The sequence below is a fragment of the Methanomicrobiales archaeon HGW-Methanomicrobiales-1 genome, from assembly GCA_002839675.1.
Lineage (GTDB): Archaea > Halobacteriota > Methanomicrobia > Methanomicrobiales > Methanospirillaceae > Methanoregula.
Map to the genome: position 1 here is coordinate 915,953 of PGYM01000001.1, position 18,602 is coordinate 934,554.

General features: G+C 51.3%; 18 protein-coding genes. 5 read left to right on the top strand and 13 right to left on the bottom strand.

All coding sequences use genetic code 11. The features are described from left to right. The first annotated feature begins 50 nt into the window (after positions 1-50). Positions 51-1,481, top strand: a complete 1,431-nt coding sequence (locus CVV30_04620; GenBank protein ID PKL70636.1) for an aldehyde dehydrogenase — start codon at positions 51-53, stop codon at positions 1,479-1,481. Between the two features lie 327 nt (positions 1,482-1,808). Here the strand turns inward: CVV30_04620 and CVV30_04625 are convergent, their stop codons facing one another. From CVV30_04625 to CVV30_04645, 5 genes are all read right to left on the bottom strand, one after another. After that, positions 1,809-2,534, bottom strand: coding sequence for a hypothetical protein (locus tag CVV30_04625; protein PKL70637.1), 726 nt, complete (start codon positions 2,532-2,534; stop codon positions 1,809-1,811). 293 nt (positions 2,535-2,827) lie between these two features. Further along, the gene (locus CVV30_04630; protein ID PKL70638.1) at positions 2,828-3,049 is read right to left on the bottom strand and encodes a hypothetical protein; all 222 of its coding nucleotides are present in this window, start codon (positions 3,047-3,049) and stop codon (positions 2,828-2,830) included. Between the two features lie 86 nt (positions 3,050-3,135). Beyond that, the gene (locus CVV30_04635) at positions 3,136-5,154 is read right to left on the bottom strand and encodes a hypothetical protein (GenBank protein ID PKL70639.1); all 2,019 of its coding nucleotides are present in this window, start codon (positions 5,152-5,154) and stop codon (positions 3,136-3,138) included. Positions 5,155-5,158: 4 nt separating this feature from the next. Beyond that, a complete protein-coding gene (locus CVV30_04640) occupies positions 5,159-5,923 on the bottom strand; it encodes a protein phosphatase 2C domain-containing protein (protein ID PKL70640.1) in 765 nt (254 codons plus the stop codon). After that, positions 5,920-6,600, bottom strand: a complete 681-nt coding sequence (locus CVV30_04645) for a hypothetical protein (protein ID PKL70641.1) — start codon at positions 6,598-6,600, stop codon at positions 5,920-5,922. Before CVV30_04645 ends, CVV30_04640 begins: the two co-directional genes overlap by 4 nt. Before the next feature lie 287 nt (positions 6,601-6,887). Here CVV30_04645 and CVV30_04650 point away from each other — a divergent pair, with 287 nt between their 5' ends. Further along, on the top strand, positions 6,888-8,489 hold the full coding sequence (locus tag CVV30_04650; GenBank protein PKL70968.1) for a peptidase S41: 1,602 nt from the start codon (positions 6,888-6,890) through the stop codon (positions 8,487-8,489). A 156-nt stretch (positions 8,490-8,645) separates the two neighbouring features. On the opposite strand, the gene CVV30_04655 is transcribed toward CVV30_04650, so the two are convergent. Continuing rightward, positions 8,646-9,989 (bottom strand): hypothetical protein, encoded by a 1,344-nt coding sequence (locus tag CVV30_04655; GenBank protein PKL70642.1) that lies wholly within the window; start codon positions 9,987-9,989, stop codon positions 8,646-8,648. A gap of 196 nt (positions 9,990-10,185) precedes the next feature. Between CVV30_04655 and CVV30_04660 the strand changes: the two genes are divergently transcribed. Next, positions 10,186-11,607: an MFS transporter gene (locus CVV30_04660; GenBank protein PKL70643.1), complete on the top strand. Its 1,422-nt coding sequence runs from the start codon at positions 10,186-10,188 to the stop codon at positions 11,605-11,607. A gap of 203 nt (positions 11,608-11,810) precedes the next feature. Here CVV30_04660 and CVV30_04665 read toward each other — a convergent pair whose 3' ends face one another. The 4 genes from CVV30_04665 to CVV30_04680 all read right to left on the bottom strand — a co-directional run bounded on the left by CVV30_04665 (position 11,811) and on the right by CVV30_04680 (position 13,486). Beyond that, positions 11,811-11,990 (bottom strand): DNA-directed RNA polymerase, encoded by a 180-nt coding sequence (locus tag CVV30_04665; GenBank protein PKL70644.1) that lies wholly within the window; start codon positions 11,988-11,990, stop codon positions 11,811-11,813. A 246-nt stretch (positions 11,991-12,236) separates the two neighbouring features. Further along, positions 12,237-12,533 carry a hypothetical protein gene (locus tag CVV30_04670; GenBank protein ID PKL70645.1) on the bottom strand — a complete coding sequence of 99 codons (297 nt, stop codon included), beginning with the start codon at positions 12,531-12,533 and terminating at the stop codon, positions 12,237-12,239. Between the two features lie 30 nt (positions 12,534-12,563). After that, positions 12,564-12,854 (bottom strand): nucleotidyltransferase, encoded by a 291-nt coding sequence (locus CVV30_04675; protein ID PKL70646.1) that lies wholly within the window; start codon positions 12,852-12,854, stop codon positions 12,564-12,566. A gap of 167 nt (positions 12,855-13,021) precedes the next feature. Beyond that, complete coding sequence (locus CVV30_04680; GenBank protein ID PKL70647.1) at positions 13,022-13,486, bottom strand: hypothetical protein; 465 nt, start codon at positions 13,484-13,486, stop codon at positions 13,022-13,024. Between the two features lie 156 nt (positions 13,487-13,642). Here CVV30_04680 and CVV30_04685 point away from each other — a divergent pair, with 156 nt between their 5' ends. Beyond that, positions 13,643-13,924 (top strand): nucleotidyltransferase, encoded by a 282-nt coding sequence (locus CVV30_04685; protein PKL70648.1) that lies wholly within the window; start codon positions 13,643-13,645, stop codon positions 13,922-13,924. Beyond that, positions 13,917-14,189, top strand: coding sequence for a DUF86 domain-containing protein (locus CVV30_04690; GenBank protein PKL70649.1), 273 nt, complete (start codon positions 13,917-13,919; stop codon positions 14,187-14,189). Before CVV30_04685 ends, CVV30_04690 begins: the two co-directional genes overlap by 8 nt. Before the next feature lie 82 nt (positions 14,190-14,271). Here CVV30_04690 and CVV30_04695 read toward each other — a convergent pair whose 3' ends face one another. The 3 genes from CVV30_04695 to CVV30_04705 form a co-directional block, all read right to left on the bottom strand. Continuing rightward, positions 14,272-14,763, bottom strand: coding sequence for a shikimate kinase (locus CVV30_04695; protein PKL70650.1), 492 nt, complete (start codon positions 14,761-14,763; stop codon positions 14,272-14,274). 161 nt (positions 14,764-14,924) lie between these two features. Next, a complete protein-coding gene (locus CVV30_04700; protein ID PKL70651.1) occupies positions 14,925-16,520 on the bottom strand; it encodes a hypothetical protein in 1,596 nt (531 codons plus the stop codon). Positions 16,521-16,660: 140 nt separating this feature from the next. Next, the gene (locus tag CVV30_04705) at positions 16,661-18,358 is read right to left on the bottom strand and encodes an oleate hydratase (protein ID PKL70652.1); all 1,698 of its coding nucleotides are present in this window, start codon (positions 18,356-18,358) and stop codon (positions 16,661-16,663) included. Positions 18,359-18,602 lie beyond the last annotated feature (244 nt).

Consider the following 18,602-nt stretch of genomic DNA (forward strand, 5'->3'; position numbering starts at 1 on the left):
TGCACAGCCGGTGCATATTCCGATAAGGTACAACAGGAGAGGATTTTTTTATGCTGATGCGGATTGGCGGGAATGATACCAGTGGGATCGATGAGCGCTGGATAGAGGTAAAGAATCCGGCAACCGGTGAGGTGATCGACCGGGTTCCCTCCGGGACACCGGACGATGTTGCTCAGGCTGTGGATGCAGCGGATGCAGCAACCGGTGGCTGGAAGAAAAAATCCCAGCGGGAACGGGGCATGATCCTGTTCCACGCTGCCGGGCTGGTAAGAGAGCAGCACAAGGACATCGCGCAACTCCTGACCCGGGAGCAGGGAAAACCGCTCCGGGAATCCATCGACGAAGTCCGGGGGTTTGCCAATATCCTGGAGTTCTATGCCGGGATCTCCGCCCATTCCACCGGTGAAGCAGTCCGCCTCGGCGTTGCCGGTGACTGCATGGTAGTGCACGAACCCCTGGGTATCTGCGGTGCCATCATCCCGTGGAATATGCCGGTCATCATCATGGGCTGGAAAGTCGGCCCTGCACTCCTTGCCGGCAATACTATGGTACTCAAACCCGCGTCAACAACTCCCCTATCGAGCCTGAAACTCGCAGGAATACTCGACAAAGCCGGCCTCCCACCAGGGGTGCTCAACGTTGTGACGGGTAGTGGTGAATCCGTAGGTGCAGCCATTGTCCGGCACCCCCTCATCCGCAAAGTTTCCTTTACCGGTGACTGTGCAACCGGTGAAAAGATCCGCCAGATGGCATCGGCGCAGGTAAAGGATCTTACGCTGGAACTTGGGGGTTCGGACCCGATGATCGTTATGGAAGATGCTGCCATTGACAAAGCCGTGGAAGGTGCGCTCCGCGGTCGCTTCTACAATGCCGGCCAGACCTGCACCGCAGTCAAGCGCCTGTACGTGCATGAAAAAATTGCCGAGACTTTTGTTAAGAAACTCAAAGAGCGCGTGGAATCCTTGAAAACAGGAAACGGTCTCGAACCGGGGATCGATCTGGGACCGATGAACAGTGCGGAAGGGCGGCAGCGAATCTCTGCAATGGTTGAGGAGGTAACGGAAAAAGAAGAAGGAACAATTCTTACTGGTGGTTGCCCCCTTGCCGGACCTGCATATGCGGCGGGGCATTTCTACAGCCCCACGCTGGTTACCGGTGTCGCACCCGGAGCCCGGCTCCTGACCGATGAGATCTTCGGGCCGGTCTTACCGGTGATGACGGTCCCCGATCTCGACACGGCAATCCGTGAAGCAAACCGGTCCCGTTATGGCCTTGGCGCTTCGGTCTGGACTACCGATCTTGCGACCACAAAACGCGTGTTTGACGAGGTGCATGCAGGCATCATCTGGGTGAACCGCCATCTCACCGTGCCACCGGAGATCCCGTTTGGCGGTATGAACGACAGCGGCATCGGGCGGGAGAATGGAACGCATGCGCTGGAAAGTTACAGCCGGACCAAAACGCTGTTCCTTGGCTGGTAAGTTTTGAACAATGAATTACTTTTTCGCCGTTTTGCATAAGACAGATAAAAAAAATGAAATTATTTGCGATGCTCCCCCGCCTCAGGGCCTCTCCGAGGCACGGCGGGGCAATGAATATTCTGGAAATTTTTATTTTTTTTATTTTTGAGTTTAGTCATCAATCCGCCGCGGGGCGCCGTTCGGGGCGGCGGCGTTATCGTAACGGGGGTATGGGGGTCTCAACCCCCATCATAATTACTGAAAGAATATTTTGTTTAAGAATATTTTTTCGGGGGAACTCAGCACGTTCAGATTCCATTCAGAAAATCCAAAGATTAGCAAAAAAAATTACCGGTTATTATACTGCCCCGCCGGCGATTTCCGATACTCCCCGAAATAATTCCCGATAAGATCCGTTTCCAGTTCCCTGAGCTGGTGTGGGAAAATGGTTTTTTCCTGGCAATGGAGTGAGACCTGCAGGATCCTTTCGTCTCCGGGTTTAGTGGTTAAATCTGCAAGCCGGTGTGCACAATCCCCGGACTGGCCGATGGCAATAATCTCTCCAGCACCCGCATCGGACAGAATATACAGGCACGGCCCTGCGGGTGTTGACGGGGTTTTTTCCGATGCCAGGACCACCGGGCTGCTCCAGGTAAGCCCCATCCAGCCCGGTTCCCCGGGTTTTCCTACCGGGCTGAGCGGGGGTTGACTGGGGTTGCCGGCAGGATTGTCTTTCTGACCATCTTCTAATTTTCCGCCCCGCAGATTCCCGCTACGGCGCGAGGAACTCCGGTAGCGCGGGTGGAACTGCCCGAAATTACAGAGCGGAGATTTGCCGTGTTCCTGGCGGTACTGGTACAGGAGATATGCCTCCATCCCCATCCTTCCGTTTGCCGTGGCATCGAGTGGGGCTGCGGAACACTCGTAGGCAAACCCTTCTGCATCCTGCCATGCCCACAGGCACGCTGCTTCTGCATGGGGATCGGCCCAGGGCATCAGGTTCCCACTCCGGAGTTCCATGCGAAGGTCGTTCAGGCGCTTGAAAAGCGAGGTCCGGGTCTCGCCGATATACATAAAGAATTCTTCTCCCACCGGGCGTATGCGGTAAAGCCCGGGCTCAACGGGGATTTGCCGGAATTCCTGTTTGTCGGCAGTAAATGGTACCCACGGTGACCAGGAGAGCGAATCTCCTACCGGGGTAGGACAATCGGTATCATTCGTTTCGGGTTTTAACAAGTCGGGATTGGAAGGCATCTGTGATCATCGTTAGGGTGAGAGCAATGATAAGAATGGCGGCGGTTTTTGCCGGAAATGAAATTGAATTTCCTGTGGCACCCAAGAGCGATTCGTGTTTTTTCACAGAAATTTTATGAAAATATTTTTTCATGAATTATGATGGGGGTTGAGACCCCCATACCCCCGGAAAGGATAAGTGCCGCCGCCCCGAAGGGCGCCCCGCGGCGGATTGATGACCGTGATTTTAAAAAAACTAAAACCTCTTTGCCCCGCCGTGCCTCGGAGAGGCCCTGAGGCGGGGAGGCATCGCTAAAGATAAAAAATTCTTGCAGCAATGATCCAAACTCAATCAATTTCTTAATATTTCAGCAGATTTTTTTGAGTCAATTCCGGAAATTACCTGAAACATCATATTCCGATAAGCAGAGCATTCTCCCGCTCACCGCTTAGAGATCAGCGGAAGAATAATCCCGTCGATCTCCTTCATTATCAATTCTTCCGGGGTGCGGCTGAACACTTCGAAATCCGCCTCGGCCTTGGCAAGTTCCCGGGCCCGTTTCTCGACAGCGGGCCGGAGCGAGACCCGCTTCTTTATGATATCCTGCTGTACCCGCTGCAATTTTAAGATGCCCTGCAAAAGATCCCGCTCAACGGGTTTTATCATTGGCTGGTACTTGTGGATGACCGGTTTGATATCGGAACGCTCGATTCCCCGGGTGGAATCGAAAAGGAAATTGCCCTCTGTCTTCTCACGCCAGAGGAGGAGACTGTTTATCAGGGTGTTGTCGAGCTGGGGAATGCTGCGCAACCGGTTCGGTGAAATATCGGCAGCCGTGCGTATCCCGGTATTCCTCAGGATACTTTTCAGCCCGGGGGTGACCCGGGGCAGCGTGCAGCTGTCGATGTTGCAGTGCTCCAAAAATTTTTTCTGCTGGCGTTCTTTTGCAGTCCGCTCCAATGTCTGGAGTGTAGCCCGGTACTCCCGTTCAATATGCTCGTATTTTCCCTTGAGCATCCGCAGGCGGTTCAGCTGCGCAAAAAAAGCCCCGTCTCCTGCTTCTGCTATCCACTTCCGGTTCCATAAATCCCACATGTAGCGTGCGCTTTCGAGGTTGGTCTTTCTCCGCTTTTTCTCCCCGGCCGCTTCACCCGGGAATAAGAGGAGGGCTGCCACAATGACGGCAATCGGAAGGAGCGTGAGATAATCAGTAATCATATCCATCAGGGCCAGGATGAGACAGCCAGCAATAATTGCTATGCCCATAAACAGGCGCATATTCCGGAACCCGAGGGACCGTTCTATGCCCGGCGAAATGGGCTCTGCCCGGACAAGGAAATTGCCGGGACTTATGGGCGGTATCGGCCCCGGGGGAACAATCGCTTCAACTCTCTGCCACTCGCGCTGGAGATCGATTTTTGTGATCCGGTCTGCGCTGAGGAAGAGCAGGAGACCGGAACTTTCCTCGAGTTTGCACCACGGGCATGCCGAAAGTCCTGAATAATAACTGTGCACGGAGTCGGCAGTGCACCGCCGCATTCTCTTCTCCAGGTCCTCGAATGCATCCCACCAGTCCCCGGCAGCAGGCCGGCCATCTGGCCGGGCACCGTTCTCGGCAAAGGCTTGCTCAAAGAGCCCGGCTACCTGTGACGGTACTACTGACAGGCCCACAGAATTCGGCGGAGGAGCGATCGACTTGAGCGGGGAATTTTTCCCGTAGGCAAACCGGAATTCGGCAATGGATTTTTCAAGCGGCATATCCTCTTTTCCCGCATACACGCCCGAGTAGGGATGCCGGCCGAAAAAGAGGAGCTGGAACGAGAGAATTGCCAGGCCGAAATTGTCATGGTTTGCCATCCGCTCCATCCGGAAATGCTTGGTGTGCAGGATCTCGGGCGGGGTGAACTGGGCAACGCCGACTTCGCAGTAATAGAGCTGGTCCCGGGTCCGGACCTGGAACGAATCGCAGTCGATGAGCCGGACGCAGGCTTCATCATTGACGAGAATATTTCCTTCGTTGACATCACCGATCACGTACCCGAACTTGTGGATTACAAAGAACGCGGCTGCCAGGTTTTTTGCCGTGCGGACTAAGAACCGCCAGTCCGCGTGAGGGAAGTGCTCTTTGCGGTGCGTGGGGCCGTACACCTTGTGCACCGGTTCGTAATCGGAAATTCTCGGCATCAGAAAGCCGACAACCGGCCCGCGTTCGGTTGCATAGAGCACGTCAGTAGGCCAGGCCGAGATGCTCTTGAGTTCATCATTGCATCCCCGCGCCATGAGAAGCAGTTTCTCCTGCTTCTGCCGCTCGAGCGGCTTGTGATAGATCTTGGCTACCTCATTTTTGTGCAGGGGCAGGCACTCGTACACGTCCCCTTCGCCGCCGCTCCCGATCTTCTTCCCCAGGGTAATCCGGGTACCGGTACTATCATAAAAAGACCTGAGAGGAACAGCAGCCAAACGATCACCCGGTAAGCCGGACTGCTAAGACGAGCGTCTTGTCATCATCGCTTCGCGCAGCAATATCCTCCCGGGAGAGGAAGGTTTGCAACCTGGTGGCAAACGGCAAAAACCCGCTCTCCGGGTGTTGTTGCAGTGCGGAAAAGAGCGGCTGGAAAAATCCGGGATGGGCTTTTTTCAGTGCAAACGAGAGAACGAGATTCTGCAAACCGTCGGTGAATAACGCGATCTGATCCGGCAATTCCGCATGGAGGATATGCAGCCGGTCGAGATATTGCTCGTCAGTTATGAAATAGGTTGTATTGGCGTACTCTCCCTGTTCCGGCCAGAAGATGGTCTGGTATTCCGTGCCATTCCCGGTGACAATTGCGCCATCGCCAATCTGGAAAAATAGGGCGCCGCCGTTTCCCGCAACCGCGCCAAGGATCGTGCAGGCAAATTCCCGCAGCCGTTTCCCTTCGGACTGGGTTTCAGCAGTTATTGCTTCCCGGGCCGCAGTGATCCAGATCTTCACCGTTTCATCAGTGATTTGTGAAATATCGTCCTGTTCGCGGAGTGTTTCTGCGATATGCGTGTACAGGATTTCGCACGCGATCTCTGCGCCGCGTCCGCCATCCGTGGTACTTCCCGCCCCGTCCGCGGCAATCCCGATAAAAAATTCTGAATCTCCCAGCTGGATGGTGCCGGCCCGGGATGCGTCCTGGCCGTTCTCACCGCGCTGCGTGTGGGCTTTTCCGGTAACAGATGCGCAGGTGTACTTCCATCTCATATCTCACTCCAGCCAAGGGGTGGAGCGAGCATAATTTTGTCCCCGGGATTGCTACGGGACGCAGATTTCATCGAGTTGGAAAGCCACTGGAAAAATTCCCGGAACTTTAAGCCCTGGAGCTTGACCGGATCCCGGACCGAGATCTGTTTTAAGACCTTCATATCCGCTTTGTTAACGCCGATGGCAAAGAAGGCAAAGGATTTTGCATTCTCGCCTTCGCGAACCAGGGAGGCAGCGCTCTGCCACTCGTCGGTCGGGGCGCCGTCCGTGATTAAGAATATCCAGGGCCGGTAGAACGAGATGCCGTTTGCCCGGTACTGTTCTTTCCGGGTCTTGATGAGGTCGATGCCTTTCCGGATTGCTTCTCCCATGGGCGTATCGCCTTCAGCCTTGAGTTCGGGATCAAAGAAACATTCGGCAGTATTGAACTCGGAGATGAGCCTGACCGGACCGAATGAAAGCAGCGCGACTTCAACTCTTTTTATTGCGAGCGAGTCGTTCTGCAGTTCATTGTAAAAATCACGGATACCGGCATTGAGTTCGGCGATGGGCTGGCCCGCCATCGATCCCGAGGTATCGAGCAATAAAAGGCAGGGGCACCGTGGCTCCGGATTTTCTGCAAAGGTCACCGCACCGAGCGGTTGCTGGTCGGGGAGTAAATCAAGATCGTTGCTCATGATATTTCACCGTAAAATGTCGGTAGTAAACTATCGGCTCTCTATAATACTTAGCGTTCTTTTGTTTTAAATTAAATTTTTTCTGCATGGAGAAAAAGATGCAGTGATCAGATTATCCGTACACAACCTTCCGGGCATGCCGGTAAAAAAAGCATTCGCTTATCATCGTCCGGGGAATACAGAGAATGTATGAACATTGCTGTCCATTCACGAGAGGAGAATTTTTTATGACGGCCCTGAACGTCCGGCTTTTTATTCTTGCCGGCCTTTTGGTCTTCCTTGCTGCCATGGTTTTTCCGGTAACTGCGGTCGCAGATACTGCCAGTTGCCCGGGCTGCGGGATGGTCTGGAAAGATACCTGCGTTCCGTTCGAGCGGAACAACGAGACTGCCTATAACGAGGAACTTATCGCAGCATATGCACCGGTTGCAGCAAACCAGACCCCGCTCCCTGATTTCAGCAACCAGTCCTGGAGTTCGGCGTTTCTTTCAGTCCACCAGCTCTTCAGGGAAAAATATGTGTACACGCATTGGCGATCGGTGGACTGGGACAAACTCTACACAACCTGGGCGCCGGCAATTGCCGATGCCGAGAAGAAGCAGGATAAGGCTGCCTATTACCGGGCCCTGCGGGGATACCTGTACGCGATTCCCGACGGGCACGTGGGCATCCTGCCGACAACCGGCGTGTTTGGGGCTAAGTATGCTGATATCGGCGGGGGTTTCGGGCTTGCCGTGACCCGGCTCGATTCTGGAGATGTCATCGTAAGTTATGTGGCCAATGGCAGTGCCGCAGATGCTGCCGGAATCCGGCCCGGCGACCGGGTGACTGCCTGGAACGGCAGGGAGATCCACGCGGCTATCAGCGAAACTTCCTATATCTGGGCGGGAAAAAAACCCTCCACCGCAGAAGCAATCCTGCTCAACCAGCTGCGGTTCTTAACCCGGGCCCCGGTCGGCACGCCGGCCACGATCGCGGTAACCCGGACGGCTGTTCCTGCGTCCCGGGTCGTAAACCTTACCGCATACGATGACGGGTATGATAGTCTGACAAAGACTTCCTTTTTCCTGGGCAGGCAGATCAATGATATCGGGGTTGAACGCACCTGGGAGGATGTCCAGCCGCAGATCAGCAATGATACGGTTACGTACCGGACATTGCCCGGCGGGTACCGGTACATTGCAATCTATGGCGAATCCTATGACGTATACCAGCCGTTCAAGGCTGCCATGGAAGATGCGATTGCGAAAAAGGCCCCGGGGGTAGTAATCGATCTCCGGTTCAATGGCGGCGGCGATGATAATATTGCATCCTGTTTTGCGGGATGGTTTGTGGACAAGCCGGTCTTCTATGAATATGCCTCCCAGTACGATCCCGGCTCCCGACAGTTCACTATTACCTCGGAAGCCTGGACCCAGCCCCGGCCAAACGGGTATCATGGCCCGGTCGCAGTGATGGTGAGTCCCGACACGATCAGTTCGGGTGAAGGCATCCCGATGATCTTTGCCCGGTCCGGCACCGGAACAATCATCTCCTGGTACGGGACCAATGGGGCATTCGGCATGAACGGACCCCGGGCGATAATGCCGCTCGACCAGTACCTCTTCTTCCCTGCCGGGGCATCGCTCAACCAGGACCGCGTGATACAGGTTGACAGCAATGCGTCTCTTACGGGCGGGATTGCGCCGCAGATCCGTGTCCCTCTCAATGAAGATACCGTCGCCCGCGCCATGGCCGGCGAAGATGTCCAGCTGACCTATGCAATGCAGTGGCTGGATGAGCAGCAGAAACCGGTAGCAACGCCAACGACAGCAAAGCCTGCTTCTCCGGGCATTGCGATTGTTGTCCTTGCGGTTGGGCTCCTTGTGCTGGCAGCGGGAAGAAAATAATTTTTTTGTTCATTGAAATTTTCTGAAAGGGGATTCAGGGGGATGTTCTCCTTGGGCTGTCTCCCCTCAGGGAAAATGAGGGGATCACTCTCCAAACGTTCGATAAGAAGAAGGGAATCATTGGAAAACAGGATTTCAACAGAGCCGTTTTTTAATTTAATTGAACAGGTGAAGGGCACTGCGAATTTTTGTAGCAGTGAATGGTTTGAAGATATATCCCGTGGGATTGACCGCCTTTGCCCGGTAGATTGTTTCTGCGTCGTTGGATCCGGAGAGAAAAATAATCTTTGAATTTGTATGGGTGTTTTTAATTGCCCTTGCCGCATCGATCCCATTGAATTTTCCGGGCACATTTATATCGATAAAGAAAACATCGGCCTTTACTTCCAGATTAAGTTTCATCGCCTGTTCACCACTATCAGCCAGATATATACAGTCATAGTGAAGATTTTTCAATTCTCTCTCTAAAAGGTGCTGGATAACCGTGCTGTTTTCAACGATCATGATCTTCGTTGATTTTCCGGCTTTTTCTTTAAGTCCTGGCTTATCTGGAACGGATAATCCGGTGATATCCGGCAGGGCAATTTTTTCCGGTTCTGATTTTTTACCGGAAAGCAGTTTCACGGGCGGGGGGCTGACACTTTCGCCCGGGAGGGAAGAATCAGTCCGGGGTTTGTCATCCGGTTCCTCTCCATCTCTCATGTCTGCAGGAAGGGCCGAAGCCATGGTTTTTTCCAGGACTGCCATGTAATTTATGGACCGGGAAATTTCATTGAATATTTCCAGACCGTCTCTTCCCATCCCGTTCTGGACCTTGATTTTCTTGAGATCGCTCTTGGAAAATACCTCAGCTATTGCATCGATATCATGAATCCGCAGATCACCCAGTCCGTAAATTAAGAAAAGAGCAGGCATACCATTGTTATCGTACAGGGAGGAGAGCAGTTGTTTCCCGAACTTCCTTATCAGTTCCGGCCGTATCCGCCGGTCACAGATCTTGGCAAGCTGGTGAATCGCCGTTGTGCCATCCCGCTGAATCCTGGCAAGGTCACGGGGATCTGCGATCATGATCAGTGCCGCCCGGTCGATCATCCCGCCCTTTTTTATTACGGCCTGCACAAACCAGCCCCCACTCATGCAATCATTTTTGATGAACTGACGGAGCATGTTCACATTCTCTTTCCCGAGAATAGCATCCCCGCGATGCATCGAGTCTATCAGATCCATAGGGGATATGAACAGGTTGGAAAAGAGTATTCCCCAGATATCCGGGAGTATTTTATAGTTATTCCCTTTGACTTCCCTCTTCACAGCAGTCTCGAACTTTTCAAGCAGCTTGGATGACTCACTGGTCTCCAGCGCATAGAGTTCAGAACTTTGAAAGGTAGATCCGAAAATTTTGTTTTCTGTTGGGCTTGCAATTTGTTTTTGTGCGGTACCACAGACTTTGCAAAAAATTGCATCATCATCTATTTCTACACCGCATTTTTTACAGAACATGTATCCTCGTATTTACATTCTGACATAATAAAAATCTTTATCTTTTACCGCGGAATTTGCCCCATTTTCAACAATAAAGTATTCTGCTACCGAATCTCCAATCCGTAGCATTAATATTGTACCAGATGCTCTGGAATAAAAGAGAAAAGTACATCCCTTTTTACGCCAGATAAAAAAAATAATTTAAGGGAATTTTATGGCCTGCAAAATTATTACCGAGGCAATGGATGATGCCCCCTTTACGATGAGGCATGCGCATATCTGGTTCCTCTCATCGATGGGGATTTTCCTCGACGGCTTCGATCTCTTCGTGATGTCGATTGCGCTCCCGCTCATCATCGTCCAGTTTGCGGCAACCCCGGTCCAGCAGGGAATCGTTGGTGCTGCCGCTGTTGTCGGGGCAATCTTCGGGGCGCTTATCGGTGGCAGGCTCTGTGACCGGTTCGGCAGGAAAAAAGTCTTTTTAGTTGATCTCCTCGTCTTCATCATCTTTGCTGTCCTGTCGGCCTTTGCCTGGGACATCTGGTCACTCATCCTGTTCCGGTTCCTGCTCGGCATCGGGATTGGGGCTGACTACCCGGTCTGCGCATCCTATGTCAGCGAGTTCATGCCAAAGAGGATCCGGGGGCGGATGCTGATCGCCGCGTTCAGTTTCCAGGCCGTTGGCATCTTTGCCGCAGCGGGAATCGGTCTTGTCATCCTGGCCCTGCACCCGTCTGAATCGGCCTGGCGGATCATGCTGGTTGCCGGGGCGATACCGGCCATTGTTATCCTTATCCTGCGGCGTTCTATTCCCGAGAGCGCCCGCTGGTATATCCAGCGCAGGGAATGGAAACTGGCAACGGGCGTGGTCCGGTACCTGATACCGGATTTCACGATGGATAAATCCATCAAGCCCCCGGTGGAGGCAGCGGCAAAACCCGCACCGGAAAAGAAAGCGGCATGGCATGTAACTTTAGATTCCTATGCGGAACTTTTCAACCGAAAGAACCTGCGCCGGACGATTCTCATCACGGTGCCATGGTTTCTCATGGACTTTGCCTTTTACGGGGTCGGGATCTTCACGCCGATTCTCATCGCGTCCATGATGGGCGCCCATGCAACGGGGCTCAATTTCATTGCGCAGGACTTCTACTCCTCCGGCCTGACTGCCGTACTGGATGTTTTCCTGGTACTGGGATTTATCCTCAATATTATCTTCATCGAGAGGGTGGGCAGGATGCGTCTCCAGCTGGCCGGTTTTATCGGGATGGCGGCCGGCATGTTCATCCTCGCCCTGTCCCAGTCCGGTTCCGAGACCATCATTGCCCTTGCGTTTGTCGGGTTCGGGCTCTTTAATCTCCTCCAGAACTGGGGGCCGAATGCCACTACATTCCTGCTCCCCGCAGAACTCTTCCCCACCCGGCTCCGGGCCACTGCCCACGGTCTGGGTGCCGGGATTGCCAAGGTCGGGGCTGCCTGCGGCATCATGTTCGTGCCGCTGATGAAGGCGTCCTATGGGGTCCGGGTAACCGTGATCTTCATGGGCGTCATCTGCATCATTGCCTTTGTAGTGACGTGGCTGACCCGGATCGATATGACCGGGAAGTCTTTAGAAGATCTCGAAGATGCAGCGTGATGCCTCCGGACAGGGAGATACGTTGTGGATTTCCTGCGGCCATTTCATTCTCTTGAGGAATGGATTGCCAGGGCGTTTCCACTCTCGAGGACTGACTTACCCGGGCATTCCCGGAATACAAGACCGGGTCTGTTGACGAAGAATAAAATTCCCTTTAAGGAACGGATTTAAAAAAAAAGTAAAAAAAAATTAACCGTAAACACTCAGAAGCGGGGCTTCCGGTGTTTCGGGAGGCAGTCTCTGCAGTAGACGGGCCTTCCCTCAGTTGGTTTGAACGGTACTTCGCATTCTTTTCCGCAGTCTGAACAGACTACTTTTGTCATTTCACGGGGACCGAAGTCGCGGGGACCGCGGTTTCCACCAAAATTTGATTCTCCATACATGATAAATTACTCAAACAGTCTGATTATAAACTGTGCTACTAAACATGATGCCATAGTATAAATGTGTCACTGTTGAGGACATTATCGGAGATGCGGGGTTCGGGGGAATGGAAATGGATTTTTTTTTAGGATTCCCGGACGGGATAATATAATCTGACCATCGATAAGCTGGTCATATTGGACTTGGAAAGAAGATTGCTCTCGTTTTCACGGGGGTCAAATGTCGTGGATATTTCTATGCAGGGATTACCCGCGTTTTAAAATAAGGGAAATCTGCTGCATAAGTTGGGGAAGATCCTGTTGGGCCGTACTCCAGACTTCGTCCAGATCGATACCGAAATACTGGTGAACAAGAAAGTGTCGCATTGCGATGATATCTTTCCAGGGAATCCCGTGGTGCTGTTCCTGGAATTCCACTGATATTCCATTTGCTGCTTCGCCGATTACCCGGATATGGCAAAAACCCAGACCTGCAGGAGGTCGACTGGACAAATTCCTCTTTATCTGAAGGGAGTTTTTCCTTGATGCGCTGGATTGCTTCATTGATATCAAGGAGCCTGTCGATGTCCTATCTCATAGCGGCACTGCTTCCTGTATTACGGAATGCCGGATCTGCTCTTTGAGTCCGTTTACTGATGCAACATCCGCATCGCAGCCAATGAGGTCGGCAAGTTCCCGCTGGAATGCGGCATGGGTAAGAAGAGATGTATCGGGGGGGAACTGTACAAGGAAATCGATGTCGCTTCCCTTATGGGCTTCATGCCGGGCTACGGAGCCGAAGATACGGATATCTTTTATCCCGAACCGGGCAGCAAGTATGAAGATCTCATCCCGTTTTGCCGCGATCCGTTCGTAATGATCCATGTCTTTGTTCCTGTTACCCGTTAGGTATACCGGGGGGATTATTAATGCATTGACTCTCTTATTCCGGCCAGCCAGAGTTACCCGCGTTCATACGGCTTTTCCGGTTTCCCCATCATCCGCTCGTGGTTCCTGAAAGAGGCAGGGCAATAGGAAATAATCGAAATTGATTATTCCGTAGGCGAGAGTGGTGTTCCGGTATGATCCGTCCACTGGATCCATTCATCCTGGTTCCGGTAATAGATCTGCTGGTAGCCGTACGTGGACAACCTCGGGACTCCCGGTTCAAATTTTAAGACTATCACATCAGAGGCCAGTGCCTGGTTCTTGATAATTATCGTGGTCTCATCCGGTCTCTCCCATGTGCCAACCACGACAGCATCCTGCCCGGGAACGCTGTTGCCGAAATTTCCCTGCTGCACATATGTTTTGTACGTGAGGGTAAAGGTCAGGTCCGGGTGCATTTCAAGCGTCCGTCCCGGTATAACCTGGTGATTTGTAGGGGGTCCGCCATACGTGGACCATTTCGTGCACAACCCGCCATCGCATGGATTACCATCACACCCTGCGGCAAAGACAAAGCCGGCCAGCAGGACGGCTAAGACAATGATTCCTCCCCAGTACGTTTTTTGCATTGCTGTTTCTCCTGTCTGGAAGATAGGAATGCGGGGTGATAAGGATTGTTGTCCGGGTTTTTTGGATTGCTTAGTGACTCTGAATTTATGAGGGCAACCCGGGTCTGGGATTAACCCCCATGTTTAAGTCAGACCATTCATAAATTGGATGTACAGATGGATGCACTTGCACTCCTCAGGCAAGCCACGCCGGAACTGAAAAAGCGTTTCGGGGTTGCAAAGATTGGCCTCTTTGGTTCATACGTACGCGGAGAGGAGCGGCCTGATAGTGATGTGGATGTATTGGTTTTGTTCCGGGAAGAAGAGACCTTTGACAACTACATGGACTGCAAGTTTTATCTCGAAGATCTTTTCGGGCGGAAAGTTGACCTTGTGATGGAAGGCGCAATCAAGAAACGACTCCGGCCCTATATCATCAGCGAGGTTGTCTATGCGTAGGACTTCTCTCCAACTGCTCGATGATATTCTTGAGTCGATTGACAACATTGATGAAGATACCGGTGGGATCTCGTTTGACGATTTTTCCAAAGATCGCAGGCGCAGGGATGCAGTCATACGGAATTTTCAGGTAATTGGAGAAGCTATCAAGAACCTCCCCTCCGAACTCCGGGAGCGTTACCCGGATACCGACTGGAAAAAGATCGCAGGATTTCGCGATGTTCTCACCCATGTCTATTTCGGGATCAAATTAACGATTCTCTAATGCAAAGAACGAATTGCCGTCACTAAAAAAAGAGATCCGGCATATGCTTAAACACGAAGAATCGCAGAATTGAGCGACAGCATCAGAGCAGAGCAGTAACGCTCTCGACACAAATCTCAAAATCATCTTTTGAACAATCGATGGTAATATCGGCATACTTCTCATACAACGAAATTCTCTGGTCATACATATCCCGGAGATCCTGGCCTGCAATCAACACAATTCCCCGTGCTGCACTGTTCCGGAGTCTCTTTGCCATCTCGTCAAAAGAGATCTGCAGGTAAATGATAATTCCTCCGGATTTCAGGTGCTGCATTGCCCGCTCCGAAAAAACCACGCTGCCCCCGGTGGCGATAACGGTGTTATGGCAATGCAGGGAAAGGATCGTTTTTTCCTCCAGGATTTTGAATGCACCGGGCCCGTCCGTGTCAATTATTTCCTGTAAGAGCCTGCCGGTAGTTTCCTGTATTGCGATATCGGTATCGATAAATTTCATACCCCGGGTTTTTGCCAGGATCACGCCCATGGTGCTCTTGCCGGCGCCGGGCATGCCGATGAGGATGATGTTTTTCATGGGCTTTTCCTTTGGTTGCATGGTTAAGCGTCTGTGGTATAAACCATTGTTTCCGCCGGGGTAGGGTTCAAGGGAGCGGGGAGGTTATGCACAACGGGGGTTTGATGCTGGGCGCGTGGGCCTGACTCCTGAGGTATTAGTCAGGATAAAAACGAAAATTGTTATAATCCATAAAATTTTTTTACCTGGATACTTTTTCTACTGATATCATTTTTCAATTTCTCTAATCGTGATAAATACTCCTTATCATCGGTTGCCAGAAAATGGGAACGATTCCATGAGCGGTAAATATTATTTTTCAAAAAAAATTCTATGCGTTTAATATCCCGCCCCATGACGAAATCCAGTGATGAATTCAAGCTAACTCCTTTATTCTTGGCTGAATTTCCTTCTTCAGGTAATGGCTGATAATCGATTTTCAGGTCAACAAAGGTTTTTTTATTGCCATACACAATACGACCGTTTACTATCACACATTTTATTGAATCGTCGTTGGAAACCGGAGATAATAATGCAGTAATGGCATCAGATTCAGGATTTGGTTTCGTGAAGATTAAAAAATCCGCAAAATTTCCTATTTTTATTTCGCCCACCCTTCCAATACCAAGGCATTTGGCGGCATTCGTAGTAATCATTTTAAAAATATCATAACTTTTTATTTCCTTGTCAAACAGGTTAACAAACCAAAGAGCGAACCTGGCCTCTTCAAGGATATGTTTTCCACCACTGGGACTCCAGTCAGATCCAAGGGCTACATTCACTCCCTGTTTCAGCAGTTTAGAAATACAAAGTGTATCTTTGTAAAGCAACAGGTTCGAAATTGGAGCCCATAGTACGCTTATCTGATAGTGTTTTAAAAATTTGATATGATCCTTATTGCCTACATCAATCCCGCAACCGTGAATGATCGAAAGATGCATGGGGATTATTTTTTGCCTTTCAAAAGATCTTATGTGTTTCATAAATTCTTCGAATTCATTGCGGGAATACTTGTCAAATTTTTGATCCATATTCAAGAACCCTGAACGCCCTTCTGCAAGATGAAATAACGTAGAAATAATATTACCCTTTTTAACTCCTTTATCAAATATATCAAGAGAATCTGTTTTCACGGGTATCTCCGTCGAAGATGGCGAAGGCCTGTAAAAATCAATTACTGAAAAAATTATTTTATCCTGGGGAAAATCTAAATCAGAAGCAGAAGCCGTACTTCGTATCAGAATATTTGGAGAATGATCGGGATTGTCGTGTTCAAGGCCTATCATTTCCTGTATACATGTTGTCCCCCCAGAAATTGCCTGTATTTCAGACGTTACGGTAAACACCGTATCAATAGGACGCCAGTTTTTATCGTCCTGGAGAATTTTCTCCCGATTTTTAATACAATCTGAAGAGGGATCGTTTTTTTGTTTCCATTGATTGGTAATGCACCCAATTACATTTTTTATATCATTGAGATAACCGGGATCCTTCCGCCATTCAAAGCGATTATTCCACGGGGCTTTCACGGAATCCCAGATAGGGATTGTATTGTAATCAATATGGGTATGGAGATTTAAAAAACCAGGAAAAACGATATCGTTTTCATCCAGATCTAGGGTAATCGAAGAGTCATCCGGTATTTTTTTTGTTTCAGGTTTCTTAATATCTTGAATAATACCATTTTCTACGATTATCTGTCCTTTGATTATTCTTCCATCATGAGCTAAATAGTTTCCATTAATCTTCAGTGTTTTTCCCGATTTGGTAATCATCATAATTTTCACCCCGGAGTAAATGAATTGGCAAATAATTATTCATCGCGTATTAACCTAAATACTTTTATATTTAATAATTTTTAAAAAAGGGGACTATGAGAACAGGGGATCTCCGGAACAGAAGCCCGGCTCTCCCCGGCCTAAATCAACCCCTCCATGCTGGTATTTTTCAGGAAATGGCGGAGGATCATCTCGCCGGGCATATGCTTTCCGCCGTACATGGTCTTGACCGCGGCAGCAATGACCCGCAGGTCGTACTGGCTGGGATGGACCTCCGGGGGCTGCTTGTCCAGAGCGAGCAGGGTGTAGACAGCAGTCATGGCCGAACGCACCGAGTACTCGACCGTAAAGACGCAGTCGCCGGGGATTTCTACGAACTGGCCCAAAAAGGCAAGGTTGGTACTGCCCTCCGGGACCACTGCCGGACGATCGCCTTTCCTCCGGGGCATGAACTGGCTGGTGATGTAGGGCATCATGCAGGGGATGACCGTTGAGGTTGCAATGATCTTTTCGGTAAGTTCTCCGGCCCCCAGGTGGTAAAGGAGTTCTCTTAGCAGTTCCTCTCCCGTACAGTCTTCCATCTTCTTTGGCACATGGTTACCTGCCTTGTCCGGCAGCAGGCCATAGGCCCACAGGACGATGGTGTTCTCCGGCTGGCTGGCAAAATGGGGCTGCCGGTGACAGGTGACGGAGAGAAGCCAGGCCGAGTCGATCGCGGTCATGATGCCGCCGGTCACCAGTTTTCCCGACCGGGGGTCCCGGCCGGTGAGTTTTTTCAACAGCTCTTCCATGGGCGAGTCGGTGCAGGTGATGGTAAAAGACTCCCATTTCGTCTTATCGATATCGCCGCAGAACACTTCCGGCCTGCCAAACGCAGGATCCTTAAAGGCAAGTTTCTTCCAGAGTTCCCAGCAGGCCCCGGGCCCCCGGTTTACTTTTGCCGGCGTATCCATGCTGCCAAGCGTCGAGTTCTCGGTCATGGAACCGTTGGTGAAAAAGACAAGGTCGTCTTCGGTTGTGGGGATTGCCTTAGCCACGCCATTTTCTGTTACGTGAATGGCAGTCACAGTCTTTTTCCCGGGCTGGATGTCCAGGGCAAGATCCTCAACCCGGGCGTTTGCAACAAACGTAACTCCCTTGTTCTCCAGCCATTTTTGCAGGGGCAGGATCATGGACTCGTACTGGTTGTACCGGGAGAAGAGGATGCCTTTGAGCCGGGAGAGGCCGGGGAAGTGGTGGATGAAACGGTGCATGTAGCGCTTCATCTCGAGTACGCTCTGGTAATTCTCAAACGCAAACATCGACCGCCAGTAATACCAGAAGTCGGTTGCAAGAAACGAGTCATCGAAGTACTCTTCAATGGTCATGCCCTCGACTTCGGCTTCGGTTGCCATGAAGAGGTTCCTGAGCTGCCCGATGTTGTGACCCGAGAGACCGAGCGTGTCCCTTTCGATCTTCTCCCCGCAGTTCTGCATGAGCCGGCAGGCAGCAACATTGGGGTCGAGCAGGTTTACTTCCCGCAGGTCCTCAAGCACAGTCCGGGAAGGATTTTCAATGGTGGGGATGTGGGAAAAAAGATCCCAGCTGCACTCGTAATGCTCCTCCATCTCCCGGCCGCCCCGGACAAGAAAGCCGTTCTTTGCCGTGCCGCTCCCGTCCATGGCGCCTCCCAGGACGCTGAGGTTTTCAAAGACCGTGATCTGTTTCCCGTCCATGTGGCCGTCATGGATGAGGTAAAATGCGGCGGCAAGCGACCCGATCCCGCCCCCGACCAGGAATGCCCGTTTCTTCCCAATGCCTTCCGGCACTTTTGCCCTGACGTTGTTGTAGTTCCCCATGGTATTTTACCACTCTTTTTTTGGGAAGGGATAATCGTTTGTGAGTGGAGGGCCGGGAGTTTATTTTATTGGATCGGATTTTATACCGGGACAGGCCGGGTAAACCCATTCTGGACGAGAGGCTGAAACTCCGGTTAAGCGTAACATCCCCCCATCAAAGAATACCCGGTGAAGAAAAGCATCCTCATAAAAATCCCGGTATCACCCCTCCAACCCAAACCCCCGCATCCCTACAAGAATTAAA